The sequence below is a fragment of the Xylanimonas ulmi genome (assembly GCF_004216535.1).
Classification (GTDB): domain Bacteria; phylum Actinomycetota; class Actinomycetes; order Actinomycetales; family Cellulomonadaceae; genus Xylanimonas; species Xylanimonas ulmi.
Genome location: NZ_SGWX01000001.1, coordinates 2,249,180 through 2,271,648 on the forward strand (window position 1 = coordinate 2,249,180; position 22,469 = coordinate 2,271,648).

The 22,469-nt window shown below is 73.6% G+C and carries 17 protein-coding genes; 7 read left to right on the top strand and 10 right to left on the bottom strand.

From position 1 onward, the window contains the following. The first annotated feature begins 47 nt into the window (after nucleotides 1-47). A complete protein-coding gene (aceA, locus tag EV386_RS10500; protein ID WP_130414778.1) occupies nucleotides 48-1,364 on the top strand; it encodes an isocitrate lyase in 1,317 nt (438 codons plus the stop codon). Between the two features lie 35 nt (nucleotides 1,365-1,399). After that, complete coding sequence (gene aceB / locus EV386_RS10505; protein ID WP_130414780.1) at nucleotides 1,400-3,061, top strand: malate synthase A; 1,662 nt, start codon at nucleotides 1,400-1,402, stop codon at nucleotides 3,059-3,061. Nucleotides 3,062-3,178: 117 nt separating this feature from the next. Here aceB and EV386_RS10510 read toward each other — a convergent pair whose 3' ends face one another. Both EV386_RS10510 and EV386_RS10515 read right to left on the bottom strand, forming a co-directional pair. After that, nucleotides 3,179-4,858 (bottom strand): acyl-CoA dehydrogenase family protein, encoded by a 1,680-nt coding sequence (locus EV386_RS10510; protein WP_130414782.1) that lies wholly within the window; start codon nucleotides 4,856-4,858, stop codon nucleotides 3,179-3,181. After that, a complete protein-coding gene (locus tag EV386_RS10515) occupies nucleotides 4,855-5,718 on the bottom strand; it encodes a TetR/AcrR family transcriptional regulator (protein WP_130414784.1) in 864 nt (287 codons plus the stop codon). The genes EV386_RS10510 and EV386_RS10515 overlap by 4 nt, the downstream gene beginning before the upstream one ends. Nucleotides 5,719-5,790: 72 nt before the next feature. On the opposite strand from EV386_RS10515, the gene EV386_RS10520 reads away from it, so the two are divergent. Further along, nucleotides 5,791-7,380, top strand: a complete 1,590-nt coding sequence (locus EV386_RS10520; protein WP_130414786.1) for a class I adenylate-forming enzyme family protein — start codon at nucleotides 5,791-5,793, stop codon at nucleotides 7,378-7,380. Nucleotides 7,381-7,384: 4 nt separating this feature from the next. On the opposite strand, the gene EV386_RS10525 is transcribed toward EV386_RS10520, so the two are convergent. Further along, nucleotides 7,385-8,050: a response regulator gene (locus tag EV386_RS10525; protein ID WP_130414788.1), complete on the bottom strand. Its 666-nt coding sequence runs from the start codon at nucleotides 8,048-8,050 to the stop codon at nucleotides 7,385-7,387. Nucleotides 8,051-8,098: 48 nt separating this feature from the next. Continuing rightward, complete coding sequence (locus EV386_RS10530) at nucleotides 8,099-9,241, bottom strand: sensor histidine kinase (RefSeq protein WP_130414789.1); 1,143 nt, start codon at nucleotides 9,239-9,241, stop codon at nucleotides 8,099-8,101. A 350-nt stretch (nucleotides 9,242-9,591) separates the two neighbouring features. Between EV386_RS10530 and EV386_RS10535 the strand changes: the two genes are divergently transcribed. Together EV386_RS10535 and EV386_RS10540 are read left to right on the top strand one after the other, a co-directional pair. After that, nucleotides 9,592-10,452, top strand: a complete 861-nt coding sequence (locus EV386_RS10535; RefSeq protein ID WP_130414791.1) for a DUF4190 domain-containing protein — start codon at nucleotides 9,592-9,594, stop codon at nucleotides 10,450-10,452. Between the two features lie 234 nt (nucleotides 10,453-10,686). Next, nucleotides 10,687-11,064, top strand: coding sequence for a DoxX family protein (locus EV386_RS10540; RefSeq protein WP_130414793.1), 378 nt, complete (start codon nucleotides 10,687-10,689; stop codon nucleotides 11,062-11,064). Between the two features lie 6 nt (nucleotides 11,065-11,070). Here EV386_RS10540 and EV386_RS10545 read toward each other — a convergent pair whose 3' ends face one another. Then, entirely contained in the window at nucleotides 11,071-13,584 is a 2,514-nt protein-coding gene (locus tag EV386_RS10545; RefSeq protein WP_130414795.1) for a helix-turn-helix transcriptional regulator, read from the bottom strand. Nucleotides 13,585-13,750: 166 nt separating this feature from the next. Then, nucleotides 13,751-15,829: an alpha-glucuronidase gene (locus tag EV386_RS10550; RefSeq protein WP_242607916.1), complete on the bottom strand. Its 2,079-nt coding sequence runs from the start codon at nucleotides 15,827-15,829 to the stop codon at nucleotides 13,751-13,753. A 127-nt stretch (nucleotides 15,830-15,956) separates the two neighbouring features. On the opposite strand from EV386_RS10550, the gene EV386_RS10555 reads away from it, so the two are divergent. Further along, entirely contained in the window at nucleotides 15,957-17,465 is a 1,509-nt protein-coding gene (locus tag EV386_RS10555) for a mannitol dehydrogenase family protein (protein WP_130414799.1), read from the top strand. A 114-nt stretch (nucleotides 17,466-17,579) separates the two neighbouring features. Then, nucleotides 17,580-18,701 (top strand): mannonate dehydratase, encoded by a 1,122-nt coding sequence (gene uxuA / locus EV386_RS10560; RefSeq protein ID WP_130414801.1) that lies wholly within the window; start codon nucleotides 17,580-17,582, stop codon nucleotides 18,699-18,701. A 94-nt stretch (nucleotides 18,702-18,795) separates the two neighbouring features. Here the strand turns inward: uxuA and EV386_RS10565 are convergent, their stop codons facing one another. The 4 genes from EV386_RS10565 to EV386_RS10580 all read right to left on the bottom strand — a co-directional run bounded on the left by EV386_RS10565 (nucleotide 18,796) and on the right by EV386_RS10580 (nucleotide 22,267). Continuing rightward, complete coding sequence (locus EV386_RS10565) at nucleotides 18,796-19,314, bottom strand: tetratricopeptide repeat protein (protein WP_130414803.1); 519 nt, start codon at nucleotides 19,312-19,314, stop codon at nucleotides 18,796-18,798. 93 nt (nucleotides 19,315-19,407) lie between these two features. After that, nucleotides 19,408-19,809, bottom strand: coding sequence for an FKBP-type peptidyl-prolyl cis-trans isomerase (locus EV386_RS10570; RefSeq protein ID WP_207216512.1), 402 nt, complete (start codon nucleotides 19,807-19,809; stop codon nucleotides 19,408-19,410). A gap of 69 nt (nucleotides 19,810-19,878) precedes the next feature. Next, on the bottom strand, nucleotides 19,879-21,285 hold the full coding sequence (locus tag EV386_RS10575; protein ID WP_130414807.1) for a cystathionine beta-synthase: 1,407 nt from the start codon (nucleotides 21,283-21,285) through the stop codon (nucleotides 19,879-19,881). An 88-nt stretch (nucleotides 21,286-21,373) separates the two neighbouring features. Further along, on the bottom strand, nucleotides 21,374-22,267 hold the full coding sequence (locus tag EV386_RS10580; RefSeq protein ID WP_130414809.1) for a Bax inhibitor-1/YccA family protein: 894 nt from the start codon (nucleotides 22,265-22,267) through the stop codon (nucleotides 21,374-21,376). Between the last annotated feature and the right edge of the window lie 202 nt (nucleotides 22,268-22,469).

Below are 22,469 nucleotides of genomic sequence, written 5' to 3' on the forward strand. Positions count from 1 at the left end.
GTCGCACCAGGCCCAGGACGACGACGCCACGACCCGAGGAGCACCCCATGACCGCGCTCACCGATCGCCCCGCCACCGGCGCCCGCCCGGGCGACACGGTTCAGACCGCCGACGAGCTCGCCCACCAGTGGGCCACCGACCCGCGCTGGGCCGGCGTCGAGCGCACCTACAGCGCCGAGGACGTCGTCGCGCTGCGCGGATCGGTCCAGGAGGAGCACACCCTCGCCCGCCGCGGCGCCGAGCGCCTGTGGGACATGCTGCACACGAGCGACTTCGTCAACGCGCTCGGCGCGCTCACCGGCAACCAGGCGGTGCAGCAGGTCAAAGCCGGGCTGCGCGCGATCTACCTGTCGGGCTGGCAGGTCGCCGGCGACGCCAACAACTCCGGCCACACCTACCCCGACCAGTCGCTCTACCCGGCCAACTCGGTGCCGACCGTCGTGCGCCGCATCAACAACGCGCTGCTGCGCGCCGACCAGGTCGAGCGCATGGACGGCGCACGCAGCGTCGAGGACTGGCTCGCGCCCATCGTCGCCGACGCCGAGGCCGGGTTCGGGGGCCCGCTCAACGCCTACGAGCTCATGAAGGCCATGATCGCCGCGGGCGCCGCGGGCGTGCACTGGGAGGACCAGCTCGCCAGCGAGAAGAAGTGCGGCCACCTGGGCGGCAAGGTGCTGGTGCCCACGCAGCAGCACGTGCGCACGCTCAACGCCGCGCGCCTGGCCGCCGACGTCGCCGCCGTGCCCACCATCGTCGTCGCCCGCACCGACGCCGAGGCGGCCACGCTGCTGACCTCCGACGTCGACGAGCGCGACCGCCCCTTCCTGACCGGCGGGCGCACTGCCGAGGGCTTCTACGAGGTGCGCAACGGGCTGGAGCCGTCGATCGCCCGGGCGCGCGCCTACGCGCCGTACGCCGACCTGCTGTGGATGGAGACCGGCACGCCCGACCTCGACCTCGCGCGCCGCTTCGCCGAGGGCGTCCGCTCGCAGTTCCCCGACCAGCTCCTCGCCTACAACTGCTCGCCGTCGTTCAACTGGCGCAAGCACCTGTCCGACGACGAGATCGCCCGCTTCCAGCGCGAGCTGGGCGCGATGGGCTACGCCTTCCAGTTCATCACGCTCGCCGGCTTCCACGCCCTGAACCACTCGATGTTCGACCTCGCCCACGGCTACGCCCGCGAGCAGATGACGGCGTACGTGCGGCTGCAGGAGGCCGAGTTCGCCGCCGAAGCCCGCGGCTACACCGCCACCAAGCACCAGCGCGAGGTCGGCACCGGCTACTTCGACCGCATCGCGACTGCGCTCAACCCCTCCGCCGCCACCCTGGCGCTCGCCGGCTCCACCGAGACGGCCCAGTTCTAGCCCCGACCGCGCCCCTTTCCGCCAGGAGGCTCACCATGACCACGATGACCGAGATCCCCATCCCCGACGCCATGTCCGGCACGCACCTGACCCCCACCCGCCGCGCGACCGAGCGCGACGCCGAGATCCTCACGCCCCAGGCGCTGGAGTTCCTCGGGATGCTGCACGAGCGGTTCGCGGACGACCAGGCCGCCCTGCTCGCCACCCGCGCACGCCGCGCGGCCGCCGTCGCGGGCGGGCAGGACCCCGACTTCGACCCCACGACGCGCCCCGTGCGCGACGACCCCTCCTGGCGCGTCGCGGGCTGTGCGGGCGCACCCGGGCTTGATGACCGCCGGGTCGAGATCACCGGACCGACCGACCCGAAGATGACGATCAACGCGCTCAACTCGGGCGCCAAGGTCTGGCTCGCCGACGCCGAGGACGCCTCCGCGCCCACGTGGGAGAACGTCATCGGCGGCCAGCTCGCGCTGCGCGACGCGATCCGCGGCACGCTCTCGCTGACCACGCCCGAGGGCCGCGAGTACCGCCTGCGCTCGCCGCGGCTGACCGACCTGCCCACGATCGTGTTCCGCCCGCGCGGCTGGCACCTGCCGGAGGCGCACCTGCGCGTGCAGCACTCCGACGGGACGGTCACGGCGGCGTCGGGCTCGCTCGTCGACTTCGGCCTGTACGCGTTCCACAACGCCGCCGAGCTCATCGCGCGCGGCCGCGGCCCGTACTTCTACCTGCCCAAGCTCGAGGGGCACCGCGAGGCGCGCCTGTGGAACCGGGTGTTCGAGGCCGCCGAGGACGCGCTGGGCATCCCGCGCGGCGCCATCCGGGCCACGGTGCTCATCGAGACCCTGCCCGCCGCGTTCGAGATGGAGGAGATCCTCTACGAGCTGCGCGAGCACGCGGCCGGCCTCAACGCGGGGCGCTGGGACTACCTGTTCTCGATCATCAAGAACCTGCGCACGCGCGGCGCCTCGTACGTGCTGCCCGACCGCAACCAGGTGACCATGACGGCCCCGTTCATGCGCGCCTACACCGAACTGCTGGTCGCCACCTGCCACCGGCGCGGAGCCCACGCGATCGGCGGCATGAGCGCCTTCATCCCCGACCGGCGTCGTCCCGACGTCACCGAGCGGGCGCTGGAGAAGGTGCGCGACGACAAGCGGCGCGAGGCCGGAGACGGCTTTGACGGCACCTGGGTGGCGCACCCCGACCTCATCGAGACGGCGCGCGCCGAGTTCGACGCCGTGCTGGGCGAGCGTCCGAACCAGGTGATGCGGCTGCGCGACGACGTGCGCGTGGGCCAGGCCGAACTGCTCGACGTCGCGTCGGCCGGGCGGGCCGGGGCGTCGGTGACCGAGTGCGGGCTGCGCTCGAACGTGTCGGTCGGCGTGCGCTACATCGCCTCGTGGCTGCGCGGGACCGGCGCGGCGGCGCTCGACAACCTCATGGAGGACGCCGCGACCGCCGAGATCTCGCGCTCGCAGCTGTGGCAGTGGATCGCGGCCGGGGTCCGCACCGAGCACGGCCCTGTGACGCGTGAGCGGGCGCGCGTCGTGCTCGACGAGGTGTTGGCCGGCCTCGACCGCTTCGACGGCGACCGGTACGACGACGCCGCCGAGGTGTTCCGCGAGGTGGCGCTCGGCGAGGGCTTCCCGGAGTTCCTCACGACCATCGCCTACGAGCGCTACCTGGCGAACTAGGCGCCACCCGGTCGCCGACCCAGCCGGTCTGGTCGTCGGTTCGCGGTCTGGTCGTCGCTCTCGTCCGACGACCAGACCGCGAACCGACGACCAGACCGAACCGCCCTGCGCGGCGCGTCACCCCATGTGGCGCTCCAGCACGGCGCGGGCGTCCGTGCCGTGCGGCAGGACGCCGTACTCGTGCCCGCGGTCGGCGCCGAGGCGCGCGGCCACGAAGGCCTCCGCGGTCGCCGACGGCGCGTGGCGCAGCATGAGCGAGGACTGCAGGCCCAGCGCGAGCCGCTCGACGAGCCGTCGGGCGAGCGCCTGGGCTTGCGCCGCGTCGGCGCCGCGGACCTGCGCGAGCAGCGCGTGCGTCTGGGCCACGTGCGCGTCGAGCAGCGGGTGCGCGCCCGCCGTCGTGGCGAGCTCGGCCGCGAAGGCGTCGACCGTCTCGGGCTCGCGCGCCAGCGCGCGCAGCACGTCGAGCGCGATGACGTTGCCCGAGCCCTCCCAGATCGCCATGACCGGCTGCTCCCGGTAGCGGCGCCCGAGCGGGAACGCCTCGGTGTACCCGTTGCCGCCCAGGCACTCCATCGCCTCGTACGCGTGACCCGGCCCGCGCTTGCACACCCAGTACTTGACCACGGCGGTCGCGAGCCGGCGAAAGGCCCGCTCCTGTTCGGTCTCGGCGTCGTACGCGGCGGCCAGGCGCATCGAGCTGAGGGTCGCCGCCTCGGACTCCAGCGCCAGGTCGGCCAGGACGGCGGTCATCGCCGGCTGGTCGACCAGGAGCGCGCCGAACGCCGCACGGTGGCGCGCGTGCCACAGGGCCTCCGCGACCGACTGCCGCATCCCTGCGGCCGAGCCGTGCACGCAGTCGAGGCGTGTGCGCTGGACCATCTCGATGATGGTCCGCACTCCCCGCCCGGCCTCTCCGACCAGGAATCCGACGGCGCCGTCGAGCTCGATCTCGCTCGACGCGTTCGAGCGGTTGCCCACCTTGTCCTTGAGCCGCTGGATGCGCAGCGCGTTGCGCTCCCCGTCGTCGAGCACGCGCGGCGCCAGGAAGCACGACGGCGTCCCGGCGCCGTCGCCGGTCTGGGCGAGCACGAGGAACGCGTCCGACATCGGCGCCGAGCAGAACCACTTGTGGCCCGTCAGCAGCCAGGCGCCGCTCCCGGCGGCGTCGGCTCGCGTGGTGTTGGCGCGCACGTCGCTGCCGCCCTGCTTCTCGGTCATGGCCATGCCCACCAGGACGCCCGGCTTGGTCGCGGGGGCCGCCAGCGCGCCGTCGTACCCGCGTGCGAGCAGCCGCGGCTCCCATGTGGCCGCCAGGTCCGGCGCGTGCCGCAGCGTCGGGACGGCCGCGTGCGTCATCGACACCGGGCACGAGTGCCCGGGCTCGACCTGAGCGAACAGGGAGAAGACCGCGCCGCGCACGACGTTCGCCCCCTCGCGCGGGCTCGCCCACGCGCTGGTGTGCGCCCCGTGCCCGACGGCGGCGGCGATGACGCGGTGGTAGGCGGGGTGGTAGTCGACCTCGTCGACGCGCCGCCCACGCCGGTCGTGCGTGCGCAGCACCGGCTCGTGCGTGTTGGCCAGGTCGGCGGCCTGCTGGAACTCGGCGCTGCCCACGAGCGAGCCGACGGCGGTCAGCTCGTCCTCGCCCCAGCCGCCGCCGAACGCGCGCACGGCCTCGCGCAGCACGGGGAAGTCGAGGTACTCGTTGACGTCGGCGCGCTCTGGCGGCTGGTTGGCGACTTCGTGCGTCACGTGGGGGGCGGGGGCGAGCGGGCGGTGCGGTGCGGTGGTCACGGGATCTCCTTCGACGCCGGGACGGGAGGGGTGGGGCCGAGGCGGCTCGTCGAGGTCGGCGAGGCGCCGTGCGTTGCGGGCGGGAGCGAGGCGGGAAGCGCGGGCGGGCTCACGACGCCGAGGCAGCAGCGCAGGATGGCCGCGACGACGCGGTCACGCTCGGCGTCGGCCGCGACGACGCGATCCGGGTGGGCGTCGGCCACGGCGGGCCCGCCCGGCCCGGCGTCAGCCACGGCGGCGCCGCTCGCCCCGGCGTCGGCGCCCAGCGGCGACAGCGGCCCGGCCAGCGCCTCGCCGATGGCCCCGACGAGCGCCGCCGCGCTCAATGCGACGTCCTGCGCCGGCAGCTCGCCCTGCGCGACGCCGTCGTGGACGACCTGCGCGAACGTCGCCCCATACGCGCGGCGGTACTCCAGGCGGGCGGCCTCGACCGCGGGGTCGACGGGCTCGAGGAGCAGCGCCCAGGCGAGCGTGCGGCCGCGCATCGCCCGGCGCGCGAAGGTGTCGACCGCGCGGCCGAGCCGCCGCGCGGTGCGCCAGCCGGGCTCGTCCGCGGGGTCGGGCCGGCACGCCTCGCGCACCGCGTCCAGTTCGACGTCGGCGGCGATGCGGAACGCCGCGGCCAACAGCGAGCTCTTGTCGGGGAAGTAGGAGTAGACGCTCCCGGTGCTCACCGCGGCGCGCGCCGCGACCGCCTTGACGCTCACCGCGCGGAACCCTCCGGAGGCCAACAGCGCGTGCGCGGCGTCGAGCAGCGCAGCGCGCTTGGCCTCCTGGGCCGCGACGCGAGCCGTGGTCTGGCGGTAGGGCACCGGATCCTCCGAGTCGTCGCGAACCTCTTCCGCAAAGAATTGAACCATGGTTCACTCTTTCGCGTCACCCCGCCCGGGTTGGCGCCGCCGCACCGCCGACGACGACGTCGAGGAGTTCCCATGCACCTGGCAGCCATGCTCGAAAGCACCGCGCGCAAGTTCCCGACCAAGGAGGCGCTCGTGCACGGCGCGCGCCGTCTGACCTTCCGCGAGCTCGACGACGCCGCCCGGCGCGCCGCGGCGGCCTTCCGCGACGCGGGGGTGCGGCCTGGCGACCGCGTCGCCGTCATGACGTTCAACACCCCCGGGTTCGTCATCGCGGCGTTCGGGCTGTGGCGCGCCGGGGCCGTGCTCGTGCCCGTCAACCACAAACTCCAGGCGCCCGAGGTCGCCCGCCTGGTCACGCACTGTGGCGCCGTGCTCGGCGTCGCCGACGCGGCGCTCGCCGCGACGGTGCGCGCGGGAGCGCCGGGCGTGCGCTGGCTGTGGACCGAGGCCGACGGCGCCGACACCGACAGTGCGGACAGCACGGACGGCGCCGCCGCAGGGGCGGCCCTCGGTGACGACTTCGACGCGCTCGTCGCCACCACGCCGCCCTGGGAAGGCGTGCCGTTCGACCACGACGCGATCGCCGAGATCCTCTACACCTCGGGCACGACGGCGGCTCCCAAGGGGTGCCTGCACACGCACCGCGGCGTGGCGACCGTGGCCACCTACGTCACGGCCGCGGTCGGCCTGCGCGCCGACGACCGGTTCCTGCTCGCCATGCCGATCTGGCACGCCTCGCCCCTCAACAACTGGCTGCTGTCGATGGTGTTCCTCGGCGGCACCACGGTGCTGCTGCGCGAGTATCACCCGATCGAGTTCCTGCGCACCGTGGCCGCCGAGCGCACGACGGCGTTCTTCGGGGCGCCGATCGCCTATGTCGCGCCGCTTCAGGTGGCCCGCGCCCAGGGCGTCGACCTCGCGTCGTTCGACCTGTCGAGCGCCCGGCTGTGGCTCGCGGGCGGCGCGCCTGTCGGCGCCGAGACCGTGCGGCAGATCGCCGCGTTCTACCCCGGCGAGTTCCACCAGGTCTACGGCATGAGCGAGATGGGCCCGGTCGGCACGACGCTCGGACCGGCCCACCAGGAGCTCAAGGCCGGCTCGATCGGGCACGCGGGCATGCCGGGCGTCGACGCGCGCGTCGTCGACCTCGACGGGAGGGACGTCGACCCTGGTGGGACCGGCGAGATCTGGCTGCGCTCGGACACGCGCATGGTCGGCTACCTCGACGACGACGAGGCCACGCGGTCGGCGTTCGTCGGGGATTGGTACCGCTCGGGCGACGTCGTGCGCGTGGACGAGGACGGCTTCTGGTTCATCGTCGACCGGCTCAAGGACGTCATCATCACCGGCGGCGAGAACGTGTACTCCCAAGAGGTCGAGGAGGCGCTGCGCGCACACCCCGAGGTCGCGGACGTCGCCGTCGTCGGGCGCCCCCACCCCGACTGGGGAGAGACGATCGTCGCGTTCGTCGTCGCCTCCCCTGGCACGCAGCCCACGCTTGAGTCAGTGCGCGCGTACCTCGCGGACCGGCTGGCGCACTACAAGGCCCCGCGCCACCTCGTGCTCGTCGAGGCCCTGCCGCGCAACCCGTCCGGCAAGCTCACCAAGCACGTGCTGCGACGCCGGGCCGCGCAGGACGACCTCGTGACCGGACCACTGTGACGGCTCACGGCGCGCGCAGGCTCGCGGTCGCCCCCGCGCGGTCCACCAGGACGGCGAGCTGCTCGCGCCCGCTCAGGCCCAACTTGGTCAGCGCGCTGCTCAGGTGCGACTTGACGGTGCCCTCCCCGAGGTAGAGCCGCGCGCTGATCTGCGGGTTCGACAGCCCGTGCGGCAGCCAGCTCGCGACCTCGCGCTCGCGGTCGGTCAGGAGCGCGAGGCGTGACTGAGCCTCGGCGCGCACACCACGGGCGGGGTCGGCGGTCACATGCCGCACGAGCGCGTCGACGGCCTGCTGACCCGCGACGGCCCGGCCGGAGGCCGCCACCCTGACCTGCTGCGCGATGCGGTCCGGGTCGTCGTCCTTGCCGAGGAACCCGACGGCGCCGCGCTCGAGCGCGGCGAGCACCGTCTCATCCGTGCCGAATGACGACAGCACCACGACGGCGACGTCGAGGCCCGCCCGTCGCAGCTCGTCGAGCGCCCCGAGCCCGCCGAGGCGCGGCATCTGCAGGTCGAGCAGGACGACGTCGGGGTGGTGCTCGGCGACCTGCGTGACCACCTCGTCACCGTCCGCGGCCTGCCCGACGACGTCGATGCCCTGGGCGGTCAGGACGGTGTGCAGCAGTCGGCGCACGAGCGGGTCGTCGTCGACGATGAGGACTCGGGTCACGACCGTGACGCTACCGGGGGCCTCAGACACGGGCGCCGGTGGGCGCGCTCAGGCGGTGGCCTCCCGCCAGGGCAGGTGGGCGACGACGACGTAGCGCCCGGCCTCGACCCCGGCGTGGAACGTGCCGCCGAGAGCCGCCGCCCGCTCCGCCATGATGACGGTGCCCGACCGCGTTCCCGGGCCCGGCGCGGCCCCGGGCTCGACCGTGTTGGCGACACGGATCTGCACGCCGTCGGCCCGCCCCGCGCGCACCGACAGCTCGACCGGCGCGTTCGGCGCGTGCTTGAGCGCGTTGGTCAGCGACTCCTGGACGATGCGGAACGTCGCGCGCGCCAGCGCCTGCGACGCCGCCGCCGCGTCGGACACGAAGACGGTCCCGGCCACGGTCAGCCCCCGCTCGCGCAACCCGTCGAGCAGCGGCACGAGGTCCTCAAGCGTGGCCCCTTGCGTCCCGACGCCGGTCCCGGTGCGCAGCGCCGTCATCAACGCGCGCAGTTCGGCGATGGCCTGCTGCGCCGAGGAGCGCACCTGCCGCGCCGCGACCTTGGCGGCCTCGTTCTGCTGGGTGACCTCGAAGGCCGACGCCTGCATGGCGATGCTCGCGATGTGGTGGGCGACGGTGTCGTGCACCTCGCGCGCGATCAGCTCGCGCTCGTCCTCGCGCAGCGTCTTGTCGTGCAGCACCGCGACGGCGGTGGCCTGGGCCTCCTGCGAGTCGCTCGCGGCCGCCCGGAACCGGCGCGCGAGCCCCGCGCTGACCGCGGCCGCGAGCAGCAGCACGCCCGCGACCCAGAACGACGCCGCCTCGGGCGCATGCGTCAGCACGCCCGTCGTCTGGTCGTAGACGGCGAAGACGCGGTCGCCGGGCGCCCGCGCGGCGTCGCGCCACAGCGCGACGGCGGTCGCCGCCGTGACGGCGGCCGTGCACAGCACCGCGGTGCGCACGCGCGCCGTCGCGATCACCCAGGTCAGCGCGAGCAGCGCCGCGAACGAGTCGAGCGGCAGCACGACGGCGGCCGCCGAGGCCGCGAGCGCCACCGCAACCGGGTGGCGGCGGCGCAGCACGAGCAGTCCCGCCAGCGTCCATCCGACGAGCGCCGCGAGCATCGCGAGGCCCGACACCTCGCCGTCGCGGCCGCCCGCGTAGGCCACTGCGACGCCTGAGCTGAAGACGGCGGTGGTGACGGCCACGACCGTTCCGGCGCGCGCGAGCCGTCGGGGGTCCCGGAGGCGCGCGCTGGGCCCGAACGCCTGGCCTGCGCGGGCTGGTGGAACTGCGGGGGCGCCTGTCACGCCACGGATGCTACGCAGCGGCGCCGACAGGCCGCCTCGCCCGACCGGGCGCCGCTGCGCCGACCGGCTCCCCCGATCGGGTGGGTCGAGTCGACCTGGTCGGGCGATGTGCCTGGTGGCGGTGCCGGGCGACAGTTTCGGGGTCGGCGGCGCACCGCCGGGATGCGGCGTCCGCCGCGCACCGGTCAGCGCCCGCCACGGAGCGCGAGCTCCTGACCGTCGACATCCCGACCCTCGGAGGAAGAACCATGAGCGCCTCGCTCACCCCCACCCCCTCGCCCCTGCCGGCCCCGCCCGCGGCTGCGCGGCCGACGGGCAACGCTCTGGCCACGGCCGGCTTCGTCGTCGGCCTCGTCGCCCTGGCGCTGTGCCTGGTCCCGATCGTCAACAACGTGGCCTTCGTCCTCGGGGCGCTGGGCCTGGTCTTCGGGATCGTCGGACTCCTCAAGGCGCGCAAGGGCGCCGGACGACGGGGCCTGGCGATCGCCGCGATCGTCTTGTCGGTGCTCGCCGGCGCTGGCGTGATCGCGTCGCAGGCGTTCTACGGCAAGGTGCTCGACGGGGTCTCGGACGCCCTCGACACCCGCCCGACGCCCGACGCCGCGGCGCCCGGGGCCGGCGACGAGGACGCCGCGCAGGACGCGTCCGACGCCGACAGCGAGGACGTCGCGGGCGACGACGGGGCGGCGCCCGAGGCCGGCACGCGCGCCAACCCCTTGCCCGCGGGCACGACCGTGAGCACGGCCGACTGGCAGGTCACCGTCGGCACGCCGCGCGAGGCGTGGGGCGAGATCTCGCAGGCCAACCCCTTCAACCAGCCGCCCGCCGACGGCACGCAGTACTGGATCGTCCCGTTGAGCGGGACGTTCACCGGCTCCGACCCCGCGACGCCGTGGATCGACCTGTCGGTCGCGTTCGTCGGAGACGACTCGGTGACCTACGACGACACCTCCTGCGGGGTGCTCCCCGACAGCCTGTCGGACATCGGTGAGCTCTACCAGGGCGCGCAGTTCTCGGGCAACGCCTGCGTCGTGGTCCCGGCCGACGCGCCCGGCCTGTTCACGCTGCGCACGGGCCTGTTCGACTCCCCGGTGTTCTTCTCGAAGTGACGGCTCGAAGGGACGGTGTGGGCCCGGGCCCCGGACGGCGCGTCGCCCGTCTGGGGCCTGGGCCCGCAGCGCGCCCGGACGCTTGGCGTCCCCCGAGTCGCCGACGACGACGCCGCGTCGCCGGACGCAGCGCGCGCCGCGCCGCGGCGAAGGTTCCACCGCGCGCCCGCGCGCGCTAGGTTGCCCTCGAAACCGATCCCGGGTGAGGTGGCCCGGCATCCGAGGGGAGGACGCGTGGACGTCGCACTCTGGGTCGTGGCCGGACTGCTCGCTGCGGTCTGTCTGGCGGTCGGCTGCGTCAAACTCCTGCGCGGCAGCGCCCTGGCCGAGCGGATGGCGTGGGTCGAGGCGTTCCCCGACGTCGTCGTCCGGCTCATCGGACTGTGCGAGATCGCGGGCGCGCTCGGGCTGGTGCTCCCCCAGGCCACCAGCACGGCGGCATGGCTGACTCCGCTCGCGGCCGCGGGCATCACGCTGCTGCAACTGTTGGCGATCGGCGTCCATGTGCGGCGCGGCGAGACGCAGCAACTGGCCATCAACGTCGTGCTGATGGTGCTCGCGCTGGTGGTCGCCGTCGGCCGGTTCGCGCAGTGGACGACGGCCGCGGCCTGACCGCCGTCACTCGAAGCCGAACTGCGCGCCCTGGTGCGCCGGGCGCAGCCACGTCTCGAACGCGCCCCGCAGCCCCTTGCGCGAGTCGACCCCGACCTTGCGGTAGGTCTTGAACAGGTGGTGCTCGACGGTGCGCGTGCTGAGCACCAGGGCTCCGGCGATGTCGACGGCCGCCAGCCCGTCGACGGCGTAACGCGCGATCTCGACCTCGCGCGGTGACAGGTCGACCGCGTGGGCGAGCCGCGCGAACACGCCCTCCAGCCCTCGCGTGCGCGGGATGACGCGCTCCCACACGCGCAACGCCTCGCCGGCCGCCGCCACGTGGTCCCCCGACTCGTAGAGCGCGAGCGCGCGCTGGACGCCCGCCCGGCACGCGTACAGCCACGCCCCCGCCGCGGCGAACGTCTCCTCGAGCGCGCCGAGACGCTCGACATCACGCTCGGCGACCGCCTGCGCGAGGCACAGCAGCGCACGCGGCAGCGGGCTCTCGACGACGGACAGGGGCGCCAGGAACGGCGCCAGGCGCTCGCGGTCGGGGTGCGCCTCGACGGCCTCGACGAGCGCGAAGACCGCCGGCGCGAGGAAGCCGCGCTCGGTCGCCCACTCGACGTCGCTCCACAGCGCGTCGCCGGCCACACCGGGGTCGGCCTGCGGCGAGGTCGCCATGAAGGGGAAGGGGCCGAACCGTTGCCGCTCGGCCTGATCGCGCGCCTTGCGGCAGGGCGTGGCGTCCTGGCCCAGCCAGCGCGCCTTGGCCTCGGACAGGCCGACGACGCCGGACCGGTACTGCGCGTCGAACGCCGGGACCGCGGTGAAGGTCATGATCAGCGAGACGACCTCCTCCAGGCGTTCGATGTTCCCCTGGACCGCGGCGGCGAGGGCTGCGACGTAGCCGAGCGACTGCAACGCCCCCGGGCTGCGCTCGCTGCGCGCGGTGTCGAAGCGCTTGCTGACCCACAGGCGCGCCTGGTCGACCTCACCGCTGTAGAGCAGCGCGAGCCCGCGGCACACGTCGCCGTGATAGCGCAGCACGCTGTTCTCGGGCTGGCACCGGTCGAACTCGGCGAGCGTGGACACGGCCTCTCCCCGGGCGATCTTGTGTTCGAGGCTCGCGCCCCAGCCGACCTCCTCGCAGAACGAGGCGCCCGAGAGCGTGTCGACGCCCACCGTCGCGGGCACACGGTCGAGCACCATCTCCATGTGGGCCGCCACGGCGTCGGCGGCGCCGCGGGCGTTCGGGTAGCGCCGAACCAGGTCGTTGAGGCTCGCCGCCGCCCCCTCGCGGTCGCCGCGCGAGGTCGCCTGATAGAGCGCATACCCCGAGGCGAACTCGACGTTCGCCGACTCCGAGCAGGACGACCCGTCGGTGCGCGCGTAGACGTCGGCCGCGTCGGCGATGGGATCCTCCGCCTGGAACAGCGCCACCAGCAGCGGAATGGCGGCGGTGGCGGTGGGGTCGTCCTCCCAGGCCGCGAGCCGCTCCCGCGCCTCGGCCCGCTGGTCGTCGGCGATGATCCGGCTCAGGATGGCGTCACCCACCGGGAGCGCGGCCACGACGTCGTGCGCCAGCCGTCCCGAAGGCGCCCGCCCCTCCACCGCGAGGCGCTGGCGGATGGCGGCGCGCTTCGACGACGTGCACTCGCGCGCGAGGTACTCGCCCACGACCGGCGGGTACAGCCCGACCGCGCCCTCGTCGGCGCCGTCGATGACCTCGACGAGCCCGAGCTCGTTGAGCCGTTCGAGCTGCGTGCCGGGGATCATCACTCGCGCGTCCTGAACCGCGAACGGCCCCGCCGCGGCGAGCAGCGTCAGCGCGTCGACGTCCTCGGCGGACGCGTCGACCAGCAGCGCCTCGACGGCCTGCCCGAGCTGCGGCGACCACAGCGACCCGGTCGCGGCCCACACGTCACCCGAGAGCGTGAGCCGCCCGGTGCGCTGCGCCACGAGCGAGATCGCGCGCGCCAGGCCGGGCAGACCACCGGACATGGTCGCGATCCTCGCCATGGTCGCCGCGGCGACGGGCGCGCCGAGGTCGCGTTCGAGCACGCCGCGCAGCGCGTCGAACGTCAAGGGGCGCACCAGGTGGCGGATGCTCGGCTGGGCGGCGGCCAGGAGGCGACGCAGCGGGGCGGCGGGCCGCGGGCCGATGCGCCGCGAGACGATCATCGGCGCCGACGTCGTGGCCCGGACCGCGGCGACGACGCCCGCGCTCACGTCGTCGAGGTCGTCGACGTCGTCGACCACCAGGACGCCCTGAGGCGAGACCTCGTCGCGCAGGTAGTTGACGGACTCGCAGATCGACGTCTGCCGCCCGAGCTCGGGGAGGGACGCGAGCAGGGTCGCGAGCGGCCGCTCCCGCAGGGCGCCGATGCCGCGCACGCGGATGGGCCGCTGCTCGCGCAACCTCAGGATCGCGCACACCTCGTCGAGCACGACCGATCGGCCCGAGCCGGGCCGTCCGACGATCTCGACGCTCACGCCCTTGGCGAGGCACTCGATCGCGGTCGGGGCGAAGTCCATCGGCACCTCCCATGACGCCTTTGTCGACGGGCCGCGGAGCGCGAGTCGTCGTGAGGAGAGCGTCATTCGGCCAGGCATCGCGCGACGGCGGGACGGCGTCATGTGCGTTGACTTGTGGCACGCGTCCGGCGGGGAAATCCCTAGTGATCCCCCCGCCGCTGACGTGTCAGTAGATCGTGCGTCCGTGCGCGTCGGCGACGCCCGAGTGGCGCAGGAAGTAGGTGTTGACCACGTCGCGCCAGTCGGTGGCCGAGCGGACCTGCTCGGCGAACCGCTCAGTGACGCGCTCGGCCACGTCGGCTGGGAACGCGTCTTGGGCCTCGGTCCACCGCCGCGCCGCCTCCAGCACCCGCTCGAGGCCCTCGAAGTGCGTGTCGTAGACGTGCTGCACCACGGTCTTGCCGCTGTGCAGCACGTGCGAGTACGGCACGTGGTGGAAGAACAGCAGCAGCTCGTCGGGGCAGGTGTCGAGCGACTCGTACACGTCGCTCCATGGAGCGGGGTACTGGCCGGTGTACCCCGATCCGGTCGCGCGGGTGCGGTCGACGCCGACGCCGTCGCGGTCGGCGAAGTGGTAGGTGCCCCACGGGGAGTACTCGTACCCGTCGGGCGAGGGGCCGTAGTGCGAGCCGGGCTGGACCATGAAGCACACGCCGAGCGGGGCGGTGTACATCTCGTAGGTCTCCCACGACTGGTCGAGGATCGCGTGCAGCGTCTCGCGCACCAGCGCGGTCGCGCCGGGGAAGGTCAGCGCGATCCACTCGTCAAGGATCGCGATCGGGTCGGCCGTGGGGTCCCACGCCAGGCGGCCCCAGGCGTAGAGGTTGGCCTGGGCGAACGGGTGACCCGTCCAGAACACGTCGTCGCCCACGTTCGAGACGGCGGCGAGACCGCCCACCCGCGTCCCGTCGCCGAGCGGGTGGCGCCCGGCGGCGACGTCGGCCATGGTGCGCCCCGAGCGCGAGCCGTCGCCGTCCTGTCCCCAGTAGGGGAATGCGAGCAGCTGCGACCACATGCGCCCGAGGTACACCGCGTGCTTCTGGTGCCCGAGGTACTCGGTGGTCACCTGGAACTCGGGCGCCACCCGCGTGCGCGGCATCGCGGCGATCGCGGGCGAGGTGGCCTCGCGCACCTGGAAGTCGAGCGGGCCGTGCTTGATCTGCACGATGACGTTGTCCGCGAACGTGCCGTCGTACGGGGCGAAGTGCTCGAACGCGGCCTTGGCGCGGTCGGTGCGCCGATCACGCCAGTCCTGCTCGTGGTTGTAGACGAAGGCCCGCCAGTGGATCAGCCCGCCGTGCGGCGCGACGGCGGCGGCGAGCATGTTGGCGCCGTCGGCGTGGGTGCGCCCGTAGGCGAACGGGCCAGGCTGCCCCTCCGAGTCGGCCTTGATGACGAACCCGCCGAAGTCGGGGATGGCGGCCCAGACGCGGTCGGCGGCGCCCGCCCACCACTCCTGGACGCCGGCGTCGAACGGGTCCGACGTCGCCAGCCCGCCCAGGCGCACCGGCGAGGCCCATGAGACCGACAGGTGCGTGGTGATGCCGTAGGGCCGGAACGCGGCGGCGATGCGCGCGACGTCGGGCAGCAGGTCGTCGAGCAGGCGCGTCTCGGCCGGCCCCACGTTGACGTTGTTGATCGCGACGCGGTTGACGCCCGACGCCGCCAGCAGGCGCGCGTACTGCGCCACCCGCGTCAGGTCCTCGCGCACGACTCCGGCCTCGTAGAAGATCGAGCCGCCCGCGTACCCGCGCTCGACCTGGCCCATGACGGGGTGCACCGCGATGTTGTCCCAGTGGTCGAGCATGCGCAGCGGGGTGTGCGGGGCGTGCCGCTCGACGACGTCGGCGCCGGTGAACGCCCTCTCGCCGAGCCGCACCAGGTGGAACAGCCCGTAGAGCAACCCGCGCGCGTCGCTCGCCGTCACGGTGACGACGCCGCCTGCGCGGGCGTACGTGAACGCCTCCGGGTCGAGGTCGCCGTCGGACTGGAACTGCGGCGCGGCGTCGGCGGGCCGCAGCGCGAGCACGACGTCGGCCGCCTCCGCGGCCTCGACGGCGGCGCCGCCGTGCGCTGCGAGCGCGGCCGTGACCTCGGCTCTCACCGTGTCCGCGACGGGTGAGGCGTCGTCGAGCACGAGAGCCACGCGCCGCGACCCGAGCGGCGCGAACGCCGCCTCGGGAAGCCACGCCGGGTGGACCGCGGGGTCGGCGGGGACGGGGTGCGAGGGGCGGTTGAGGGTCACGTCGGAGCGCTCCAGTGCGATCAGGTGAGACGAGAGGAAACGATTGCAGCCTAAGCCCGAGCGCCCCGGCGCCTCCACGGGATAGGCTTGCTGCGAACGTTTGCATTGGCGCGAAGGAGCCCCTCCCATGACTCACACATCTGTCGTTCCCCGGCTTGGCCCCCAGACGGTGCTGCCGGCCGGCGTCGCCCCGGCTCCGGTGGTTCCTGCGGGGGTGGGGATCGTGCACCTGGGGTGGGGCGCGTTCCACCGCGCGCATCAGGCGGTGTACACGCAGGAGGCGATGGCGGCCTCGGGCGACTTGCGGTGGGGGATCCTGGGCGACGTCGAGCGCACCCCGGCGCTGGCGGCGGCGTTGGCGGCCCAGGGCGGTCGGTACACGGTGTTGACCGTGGGCCGAGACTCCGATGGGGGTGTCGTGGAGCGGGCGCAGGTGGTGGCCTCGGTGGTCGGCGCCGCCTACCCGCGCGAGGAGACTGCGCGGCTGTTGGCCGCGATGGCCGCGCCGAGCACACACGTGATCACGCTGACGGTCACGGAGAAGGGGTATCTGCGCACGCGGGAGGGGCGCCTGGACCTCGACCAGGCCCGCCCCGACGTGGAGGCGTTCGCCGCCGAGCTCTCCGGGACCGAGGCCGCGAGTGCGGCGGTCACTGCCATGGGTCTGCTGGTGCGGGGGCTGGGCGCGCGGTTCCGGGCGGGCGCGACGCCGGTGACGGTGCTCAGCTGCGACAACATGGCGCACAACGGCAAGGTCCTCAAGGCGGTGGTGGACGAGTTCGTCGCCGCGGCCGGGCCGGTCGCCCAGGGGTTCGCGGCGTGGCTGGCCACCAGCACGACGTGGCCCAGCTCGATGGTCGACCGCATCACGCCGGCAGTGACTGCGGCGACGCTGGACCGGGTCGAGGAGATCCTCGGGGCGCGTGACGAGGCCGCAATCGCGGCCGAGCCGTTCAAGCAGTGGGTCATCGAGGACGCGTTCGCGGGCCCGCGCCCGCCGTGGGAGCTGGCCGGCGCCGAGCTGACTGACGACGTCGCCCCGTGGGAGGAGGCAAAGCTGCGCATGCTCAACGGCACGCACTCGCTCATCGCCTACGCCGGGCGCCTGTTCGGGTACGCGACCATGGCCGAGGCCGTGGTGGCCCCCGAGATCGCCGACCACGCCCGCGCCTACCTGCTCGACGACGCCCTGCCGAGCGTCACCGTGCCGACCGGAGCGGACCTGCCCGCCTACGCCCGCAGCCTGCTCGACCGGTTCGCCAACCCCGCCACCGGGCACACCACGCGGCAGGTCTCGACGGACGGCACCCAGAAGATCCCCTTCCGCTGGGGCGGCGCCCTGGACCACCACCTCGCGGCGGGTCGCGTGCCCCAGGGCATCGCGTTCGGCCTGGCCGCCTGGAGCGAGTTCGTGCGCCGCGCCGTGCGCGACGGCGTCGACCTGGGCGACCCCGCGGGCGCCGAGGCCCTGACCGCGACCGTCGCCGCGACCGGCGGCGGAGCCGAGGAGGTCGCCCGCGCGCTGCTGACCATCCCCGGCCTGCTGTCCGAGGTCGCCGCGACCCACCCCGCCCTGTCCGACGCCGTCGCCGCCCACGCCCGCGCCCTGGCCGCCGCGAGCGACGCCCTCCTCTAGCCCCGACCTAGCCCCCGACGGCCCCTGGTCTCGACAGGCTCGACCACCGGCGGTCGAGCCTGTCGAGACCCCCCACCCGCACGCACCCCCCTTTTGAGATGAGAGGCGCCCCCGATGAAGATGGGCTTTCGCTGGTACGGCGACGGCAACGACACCGTCGCCCTTGACGACATCCGCCAGATCCCCGGCGTCACCACGATCGTGTGGTCCCTGCACCACAAGCAGGCCGGGCAGGTGTGGACCGAGGACGAGATCACCGCGCAGATCGCCCGGATCGAGGACCTGACCCCCGACCATCACGCCCGCGGGGTGACCAAGACCCTGCGCGCCGACGTCGTGGAGTCGGTCAACGTGCATGAGTCGATCAAGCTCGGCAAGACCGTCCTGGGCCTGGACCGCGACACCGCGATCGAGAACTACCGCACCACCATCGCCCGCCTCGGGCGGGCCGGGGTGCGCGTGGTCTGCTACAACTTCATGCCCGTCTTCGACTGGCTGCGCACCGACATGTTCCACCCCCTGCCCGACGGCTCCACCGCCCTGTACTACGAGAAGGCGATCGTGGACCAGATGACCCCCGAGTCACTCATCGCCTCGATGAACCTCGACGACGGCGGCCTGACCCTGCCCGGCTGGGAGCCCGAGCGCCTCGCGTCCTTCCAGGAGCTCAAGGACGCCTACGTCGGGGTCACCCGCGAGGACATGTACGCCAACTACCAGTACTTCCTGGACGCCGTGATCCCGGTGTGCGAGGAGTACGACGTCAAGCTCGGCGTGCACCCCGACGACCCCGCCTTCGACATCTTCGGCTGGCCCCGCGTCGTGTCCCGCAAGGCCGACCTCGCCCGCGTCCTGTCCCTCAACGACAGCCCCCACCACGGCCTGACCCTGTGCCTGGGCTCGTTCGGCTCCAACCCCGACTCCGACCCCGTCGACGCCGTCACCACGTTCATGGACCGCATCCACTTCTCCCACGTGCGCAACATCAAGCACTACCCCAACGGCGACTTCACCGAGGTCGCCCACCGCGCGAGCGAGGGCTCGATCGACACCGTCGGCATCATGCGCGCCTACGCCGCGGCCGGATACACCGGCTACATCCGCCCCGACCACGGCCGCCACCTATGGGACGAGAACCGCGGCAACACCCCCCGCCCCGGCTACGGCCTCTACGACCGCGCCCTCGGCGTCCAATACCTCCTGGGGTGCTGGGACACCGCCACCCACCAGGCCTGACCCACCCCGAAACCACAACCCCCCAATACGTGTGGGGGACCCGGCCACGCCCACCAGCACAACCGGGCCCCCCACACCGACGAGCGCGTATTCGCTACCCGTCTGCCGGACGGCCTTTCCCGTACCACGCCGCCAGCCCCGCCAGGCCGGTGGCGTAGCGGCCGAGATCGGTGACCTCAGCGTGGTTCGTGACGATGGTCAGCAGTTCGGCGACAGCCTCGTCATGGCGGTGGGCCTCGTTGAGCGTGAGCGCCCGGAACACGCGGACGGAGTCCGACTCCGGGAACTCGCGGGCGGCACGATCGAGCACCACCAGCGAGGCGTCGTACTCGCCGAGCCAACGCAGCGTGCTGCCGTACTGGCACAGACAGCGGCGCAGGCTCTCGCCTGAGAGCCCGAGCCGAAGCGCCTCCTCGTAGCGACCACGCGCCTCGGCCTCCCGTCCCGCCGTGTCGTAGGCGCCCGCGACCTCGTAGGTCAGCACCGGATGGCCGGGATGTTGAGCCAGGAGCTCTTCGAAGTAGGCGATCGTCGGCGCCATGTCGCCGCGATCGCGGCGCTCGTACCCCAGCGCGATCGCAGCCTCAAGCTCGGGAGTCACCGTGGCCGTCATGGCGCGATCGTAGGCCCCGGCGCCGGCACACCCGGCAACGGGCGAGGCCCGGCCCGCCGTCTGGCAGGCCGGGCCTCGCCCGTCGATGCTTGATCAGCGCACGCCGACGACGTCCACGACGAAGACGAGGGTGTCGCCGCCGCCGATGCCGGCCTGCGGGACGCCGCGGGCTCCGTAGCCGTGCTCCGGCGGGATCGACAGCAGCACGCGGTCGCCCACGTTGCGCCCGACAAGGCCCTTGTCCCAGCCGCCGATGACGGCGCCGACGCCGATCGGGAAGTCGATCGTGGCGCCGCGGTCGTAGGAGTTGTCGAAGACGTGGCCGCCCCACGTCTGGCCGAGGTAGTTGACGACGATGGTGCGTCCGGCCTCGACGACCGGGCCGGAGCCCTCCAGCAGGACCTGCACCTGCAGGCCGGCCGGGGCGCCGTCGGCGGGGAACGTGAGCTCGGGCTTGTCGCCGAACGTGCCGGAGGCGGTGGGGAGCGTGGTCACGACGTACCTCTTCAGGGGATCGGGGGGATGTGCCCGGCAAGCCTACGCGGGCGGCGCGCCGCCCGCGGCTCAGCTCGCGAGGTAGCCCAACAGGTCGTGGCGCGTCAGGACGCCCACGGGGTTGCCGTCGTCGACCACGAGCAGCGCGTCGGCGTCGTGCAGGGCGTCGCGCACCGCGTCGATCCCCTCGCCCGTGCCGACCAGCGGGAAACGCGCCTCCATATGGGCCGAGACGGGGTCGGCCAGCTCGGCCTTGCCGCTGAACACCAGGTCGAGCAGCCTGCGCTCGGTGAGCGAGCCGGCGACCTCCCCGATCTTGACCGGCGGCTCGGCGACCACGACGGGCATCTGCGAGACGCCGTACTCACGCAGCATCTCGATCGCGTCGTGCACCGTGTCGGTCGGGTGCGCGTGCACGAGCTGGGGCAGGTCTCCGGCCTTGGAGCGCAGCACGTCGCCCGCGGTGACGCCGTCGGACGCCGAGAGGAACCCGTACGAGCGCATCCACGCGTCGTCGAAGATCTTCGACATGTATCCGCGTCCGGAGTCCGGGAGCAGCACCACGATGACCGCCTTGGCCGCGGCCTCGGGGTCCTCGTCCTCGAGCCGCCGCGCCAGGCGCAGCGCGGCCGTGACCGCCATGCCGCACGAGCCGCCGACCAACAGCCCCTCCTCCTTGGCCAGCCGCCGGGTCATGAGGAACGAGTCGGCGTCGCTCACGGCGATGATCTCGTCGGGCACCTGCGGGTCGTAGGCGGCGGGCCAGAAGTCCTCCCCCACGCCCTCGACCAGGTAGGGGCGCCCGTCTCCGCCCGAGTACACCGACCCGGCGGGGTCGACGCCGACGACGCGCACCCGGCCGCCGTCGGCCCCGCCCCGGTCGGCCGACGCGTCGTGCAGGTACCGCCCCGTGCCGGTGATGGTGCCGCCCGTGCCGACGCCCGCGACGAAGTGCGTGACGCGCCCGTCGGTGTCGTCCCAGATCTCCGGACCCGTCGACTCGTAGTGCGAGGCGGGACCGTTGGGGTTCGCGTACTGGTTGGGCTTCCACGCGTCCGGGATCTCGCGCAGCAGACGGTCGCTGACCGAGTAGTACGAGTTCGGATCCTCGGGCGCCACCGCCGTCGGCGTCACGACGACGCGGGCCCCGTACGCGGCCAGCACGTCGCGCTTGTCCTTGCTGACCTTGTCGGGGCACACGAACACGCACTGGTAGCCCTTGCGCTGGGCCACGAGCGCCAGCCCGACGCCGGTGTTGCCGGACGTCGGCTCGACGATCGTGCCGCCCGGCCGCAGCTCGCCCGACGCCTCGGCGGCCTCGATCATCTTCAGGGCGATGCGGTCCTTCACGGAGCCGCCCGGGTTGAGGTACTCGACCTTGGCGAGGATGGTCGCGGACAGGCCCGCGGTCACGGAGTGGAGCCGGACCAGCGGCGTGTGTCCCACCAGGTCGGAGATGTGCTCGGCGTAACGCATGGGGACATCCTGCCCCACGACGACGCCGGCCCGGCAGCCGGGAGGGCTGCCGGGCCGGAGGGCCGCCGCAGTGCGGGTCAGGCGCCGGTCAGTCGCGGCCCTGCAGGATGGCCAGCAGGCGCAGGAACTCCAGGTAGAGCCACACGAGCGTGACCAGCAGGCCGAACGCCGCCGCCCAGGCGTAGCGCGCAGGGACGCCCTGCTCGACGCCGCGCTTGATCGAGTCGAAGTCGACGATGAGCGAGGCCGCGGCCAGTCCGATCGCCACGAGGCCGACGACGACGCCGAGCGCGCCGCCGCGAGCGCCCGCCCCGGCCAGTACGCCGGTCCACACGAGCACCAGGTTGATGAGCTGGAAGGCCAGGAAGCCGACCAGGGCGATCACCAGCCAGCGGGTGAACTTGGGCGTGACGCGCACCCGTCCCGACTTGTAGAGGAACAGCGCCGCGGCGAACGTGACCATGGTCGCGAGCACCGCCTGGAAGACCAGGCCCGGGACGGGTTGCCCGTTGATCGGGCTGGCGTTCTGGAACGCGTAGGAGATGCCGCCGAGGAACACCCCCTGCGCCGCCGCGTACAGCAGGATGAGCGGCGGGCTCGGCTGCTTCTTGAAGGCGTTGATGAGGCCGAAGACGAGGCCCACGACCATGCCCAGCGGCCAGATCTGCGGCGCCAGCTGCCAGGTCGCGGCCGCGACCACGACCAGCAGGGCCAGCAGGCCACCGGTCTTGACGATGACGTCGTCGTAGGTGAGGCGCTTGGTGTCGGCCGTCGTCGCGGCCGGCGCGTTGTAGAGGTTCTCCAGCGAGGCGGCGTCGGCCGCCTTCGCGCCGTAGCCGCCCGCCTGGTAGGCCGTCTGACCGTACTGGGTGGTCGTCGGCCGCGCGGCGGTGCCGACACCGCCTTGGCCACCCTGGCGGCGCGCGCCGGTGCGGCGCGGCTCGCCGAACACGTCGCTGTTCGAGAAGTAGGGGTTGCTCACAAGCTCCTCCGGGGTCCGGCCCAGTCCGGGCCTGCGTACGTCGCCTTTCCCCTGTGCCAACGCGGGTGGGGTCCGGCCAGTTCCCATCCTGGCCGCACTCGTCGTCATGCGCCACGAGCCGGCGACATCTGCTGACAATTTGTCCACTCGATCAGCCAGGGTCGGTGTCCGGGACATCCCTGGTATCGGTTTCCGCCCCGGG

Coding starts and splice junctions, on each gene's coding strand:
- aceA (WP_130414778.1), top strand. CDS start 48: ATGACCGCGCTCACCGATCGCCCCGCCACCGGCGCCCGCCCGGGCGAC.
- uxuA (WP_130414801.1), top strand. CDS start 17,580: ATGAAGATGGGCTTTCGCTGGTACGGCGACGGCAACGACACCGTCGCC.
- EV386_RS10515 (WP_130414784.1), bottom strand. CDS start 5,718: ATGGTTCAATTCTTTGCGGAAGAGGTTCGCGACGACTCGGAGGATCCG.
- EV386_RS10535 (WP_130414791.1), top strand. CDS start 9,592: ATGAGCGCCTCGCTCACCCCCACCCCCTCGCCCCTGCCGGCCCCGCCC.
- EV386_RS10555 (WP_130414799.1), top strand. CDS start 15,957: ATGACTCACACATCTGTCGTTCCCCGGCTTGGCCCCCAGACGGTGCTG.
- aceB (WP_130414780.1), top strand. CDS start 1,400: ATGACCACGATGACCGAGATCCCCATCCCCGACGCCATGTCCGGCACG.
- EV386_RS10575 (WP_130414807.1), bottom strand. CDS start 21,285: ATGCGTTACGCCGAGCACATCTCCGACCTGGTGGGACACACGCCGCTG.
- EV386_RS10545 (WP_130414795.1), bottom strand. CDS start 13,584: ATGGACTTCGCCCCGACCGCGATCGAGTGCCTCGCCAAGGGCGTGAGC.
- EV386_RS10565 (WP_130414803.1), bottom strand. CDS start 19,314: ATGACGGCCACGGTGACTCCCGAGCTTGAGGCTGCGATCGCGCTGGGG.
- EV386_RS10520 (WP_130414786.1), top strand. CDS start 5,791: ATGCACCTGGCAGCCATGCTCGAAAGCACCGCGCGCAAGTTCCCGACC.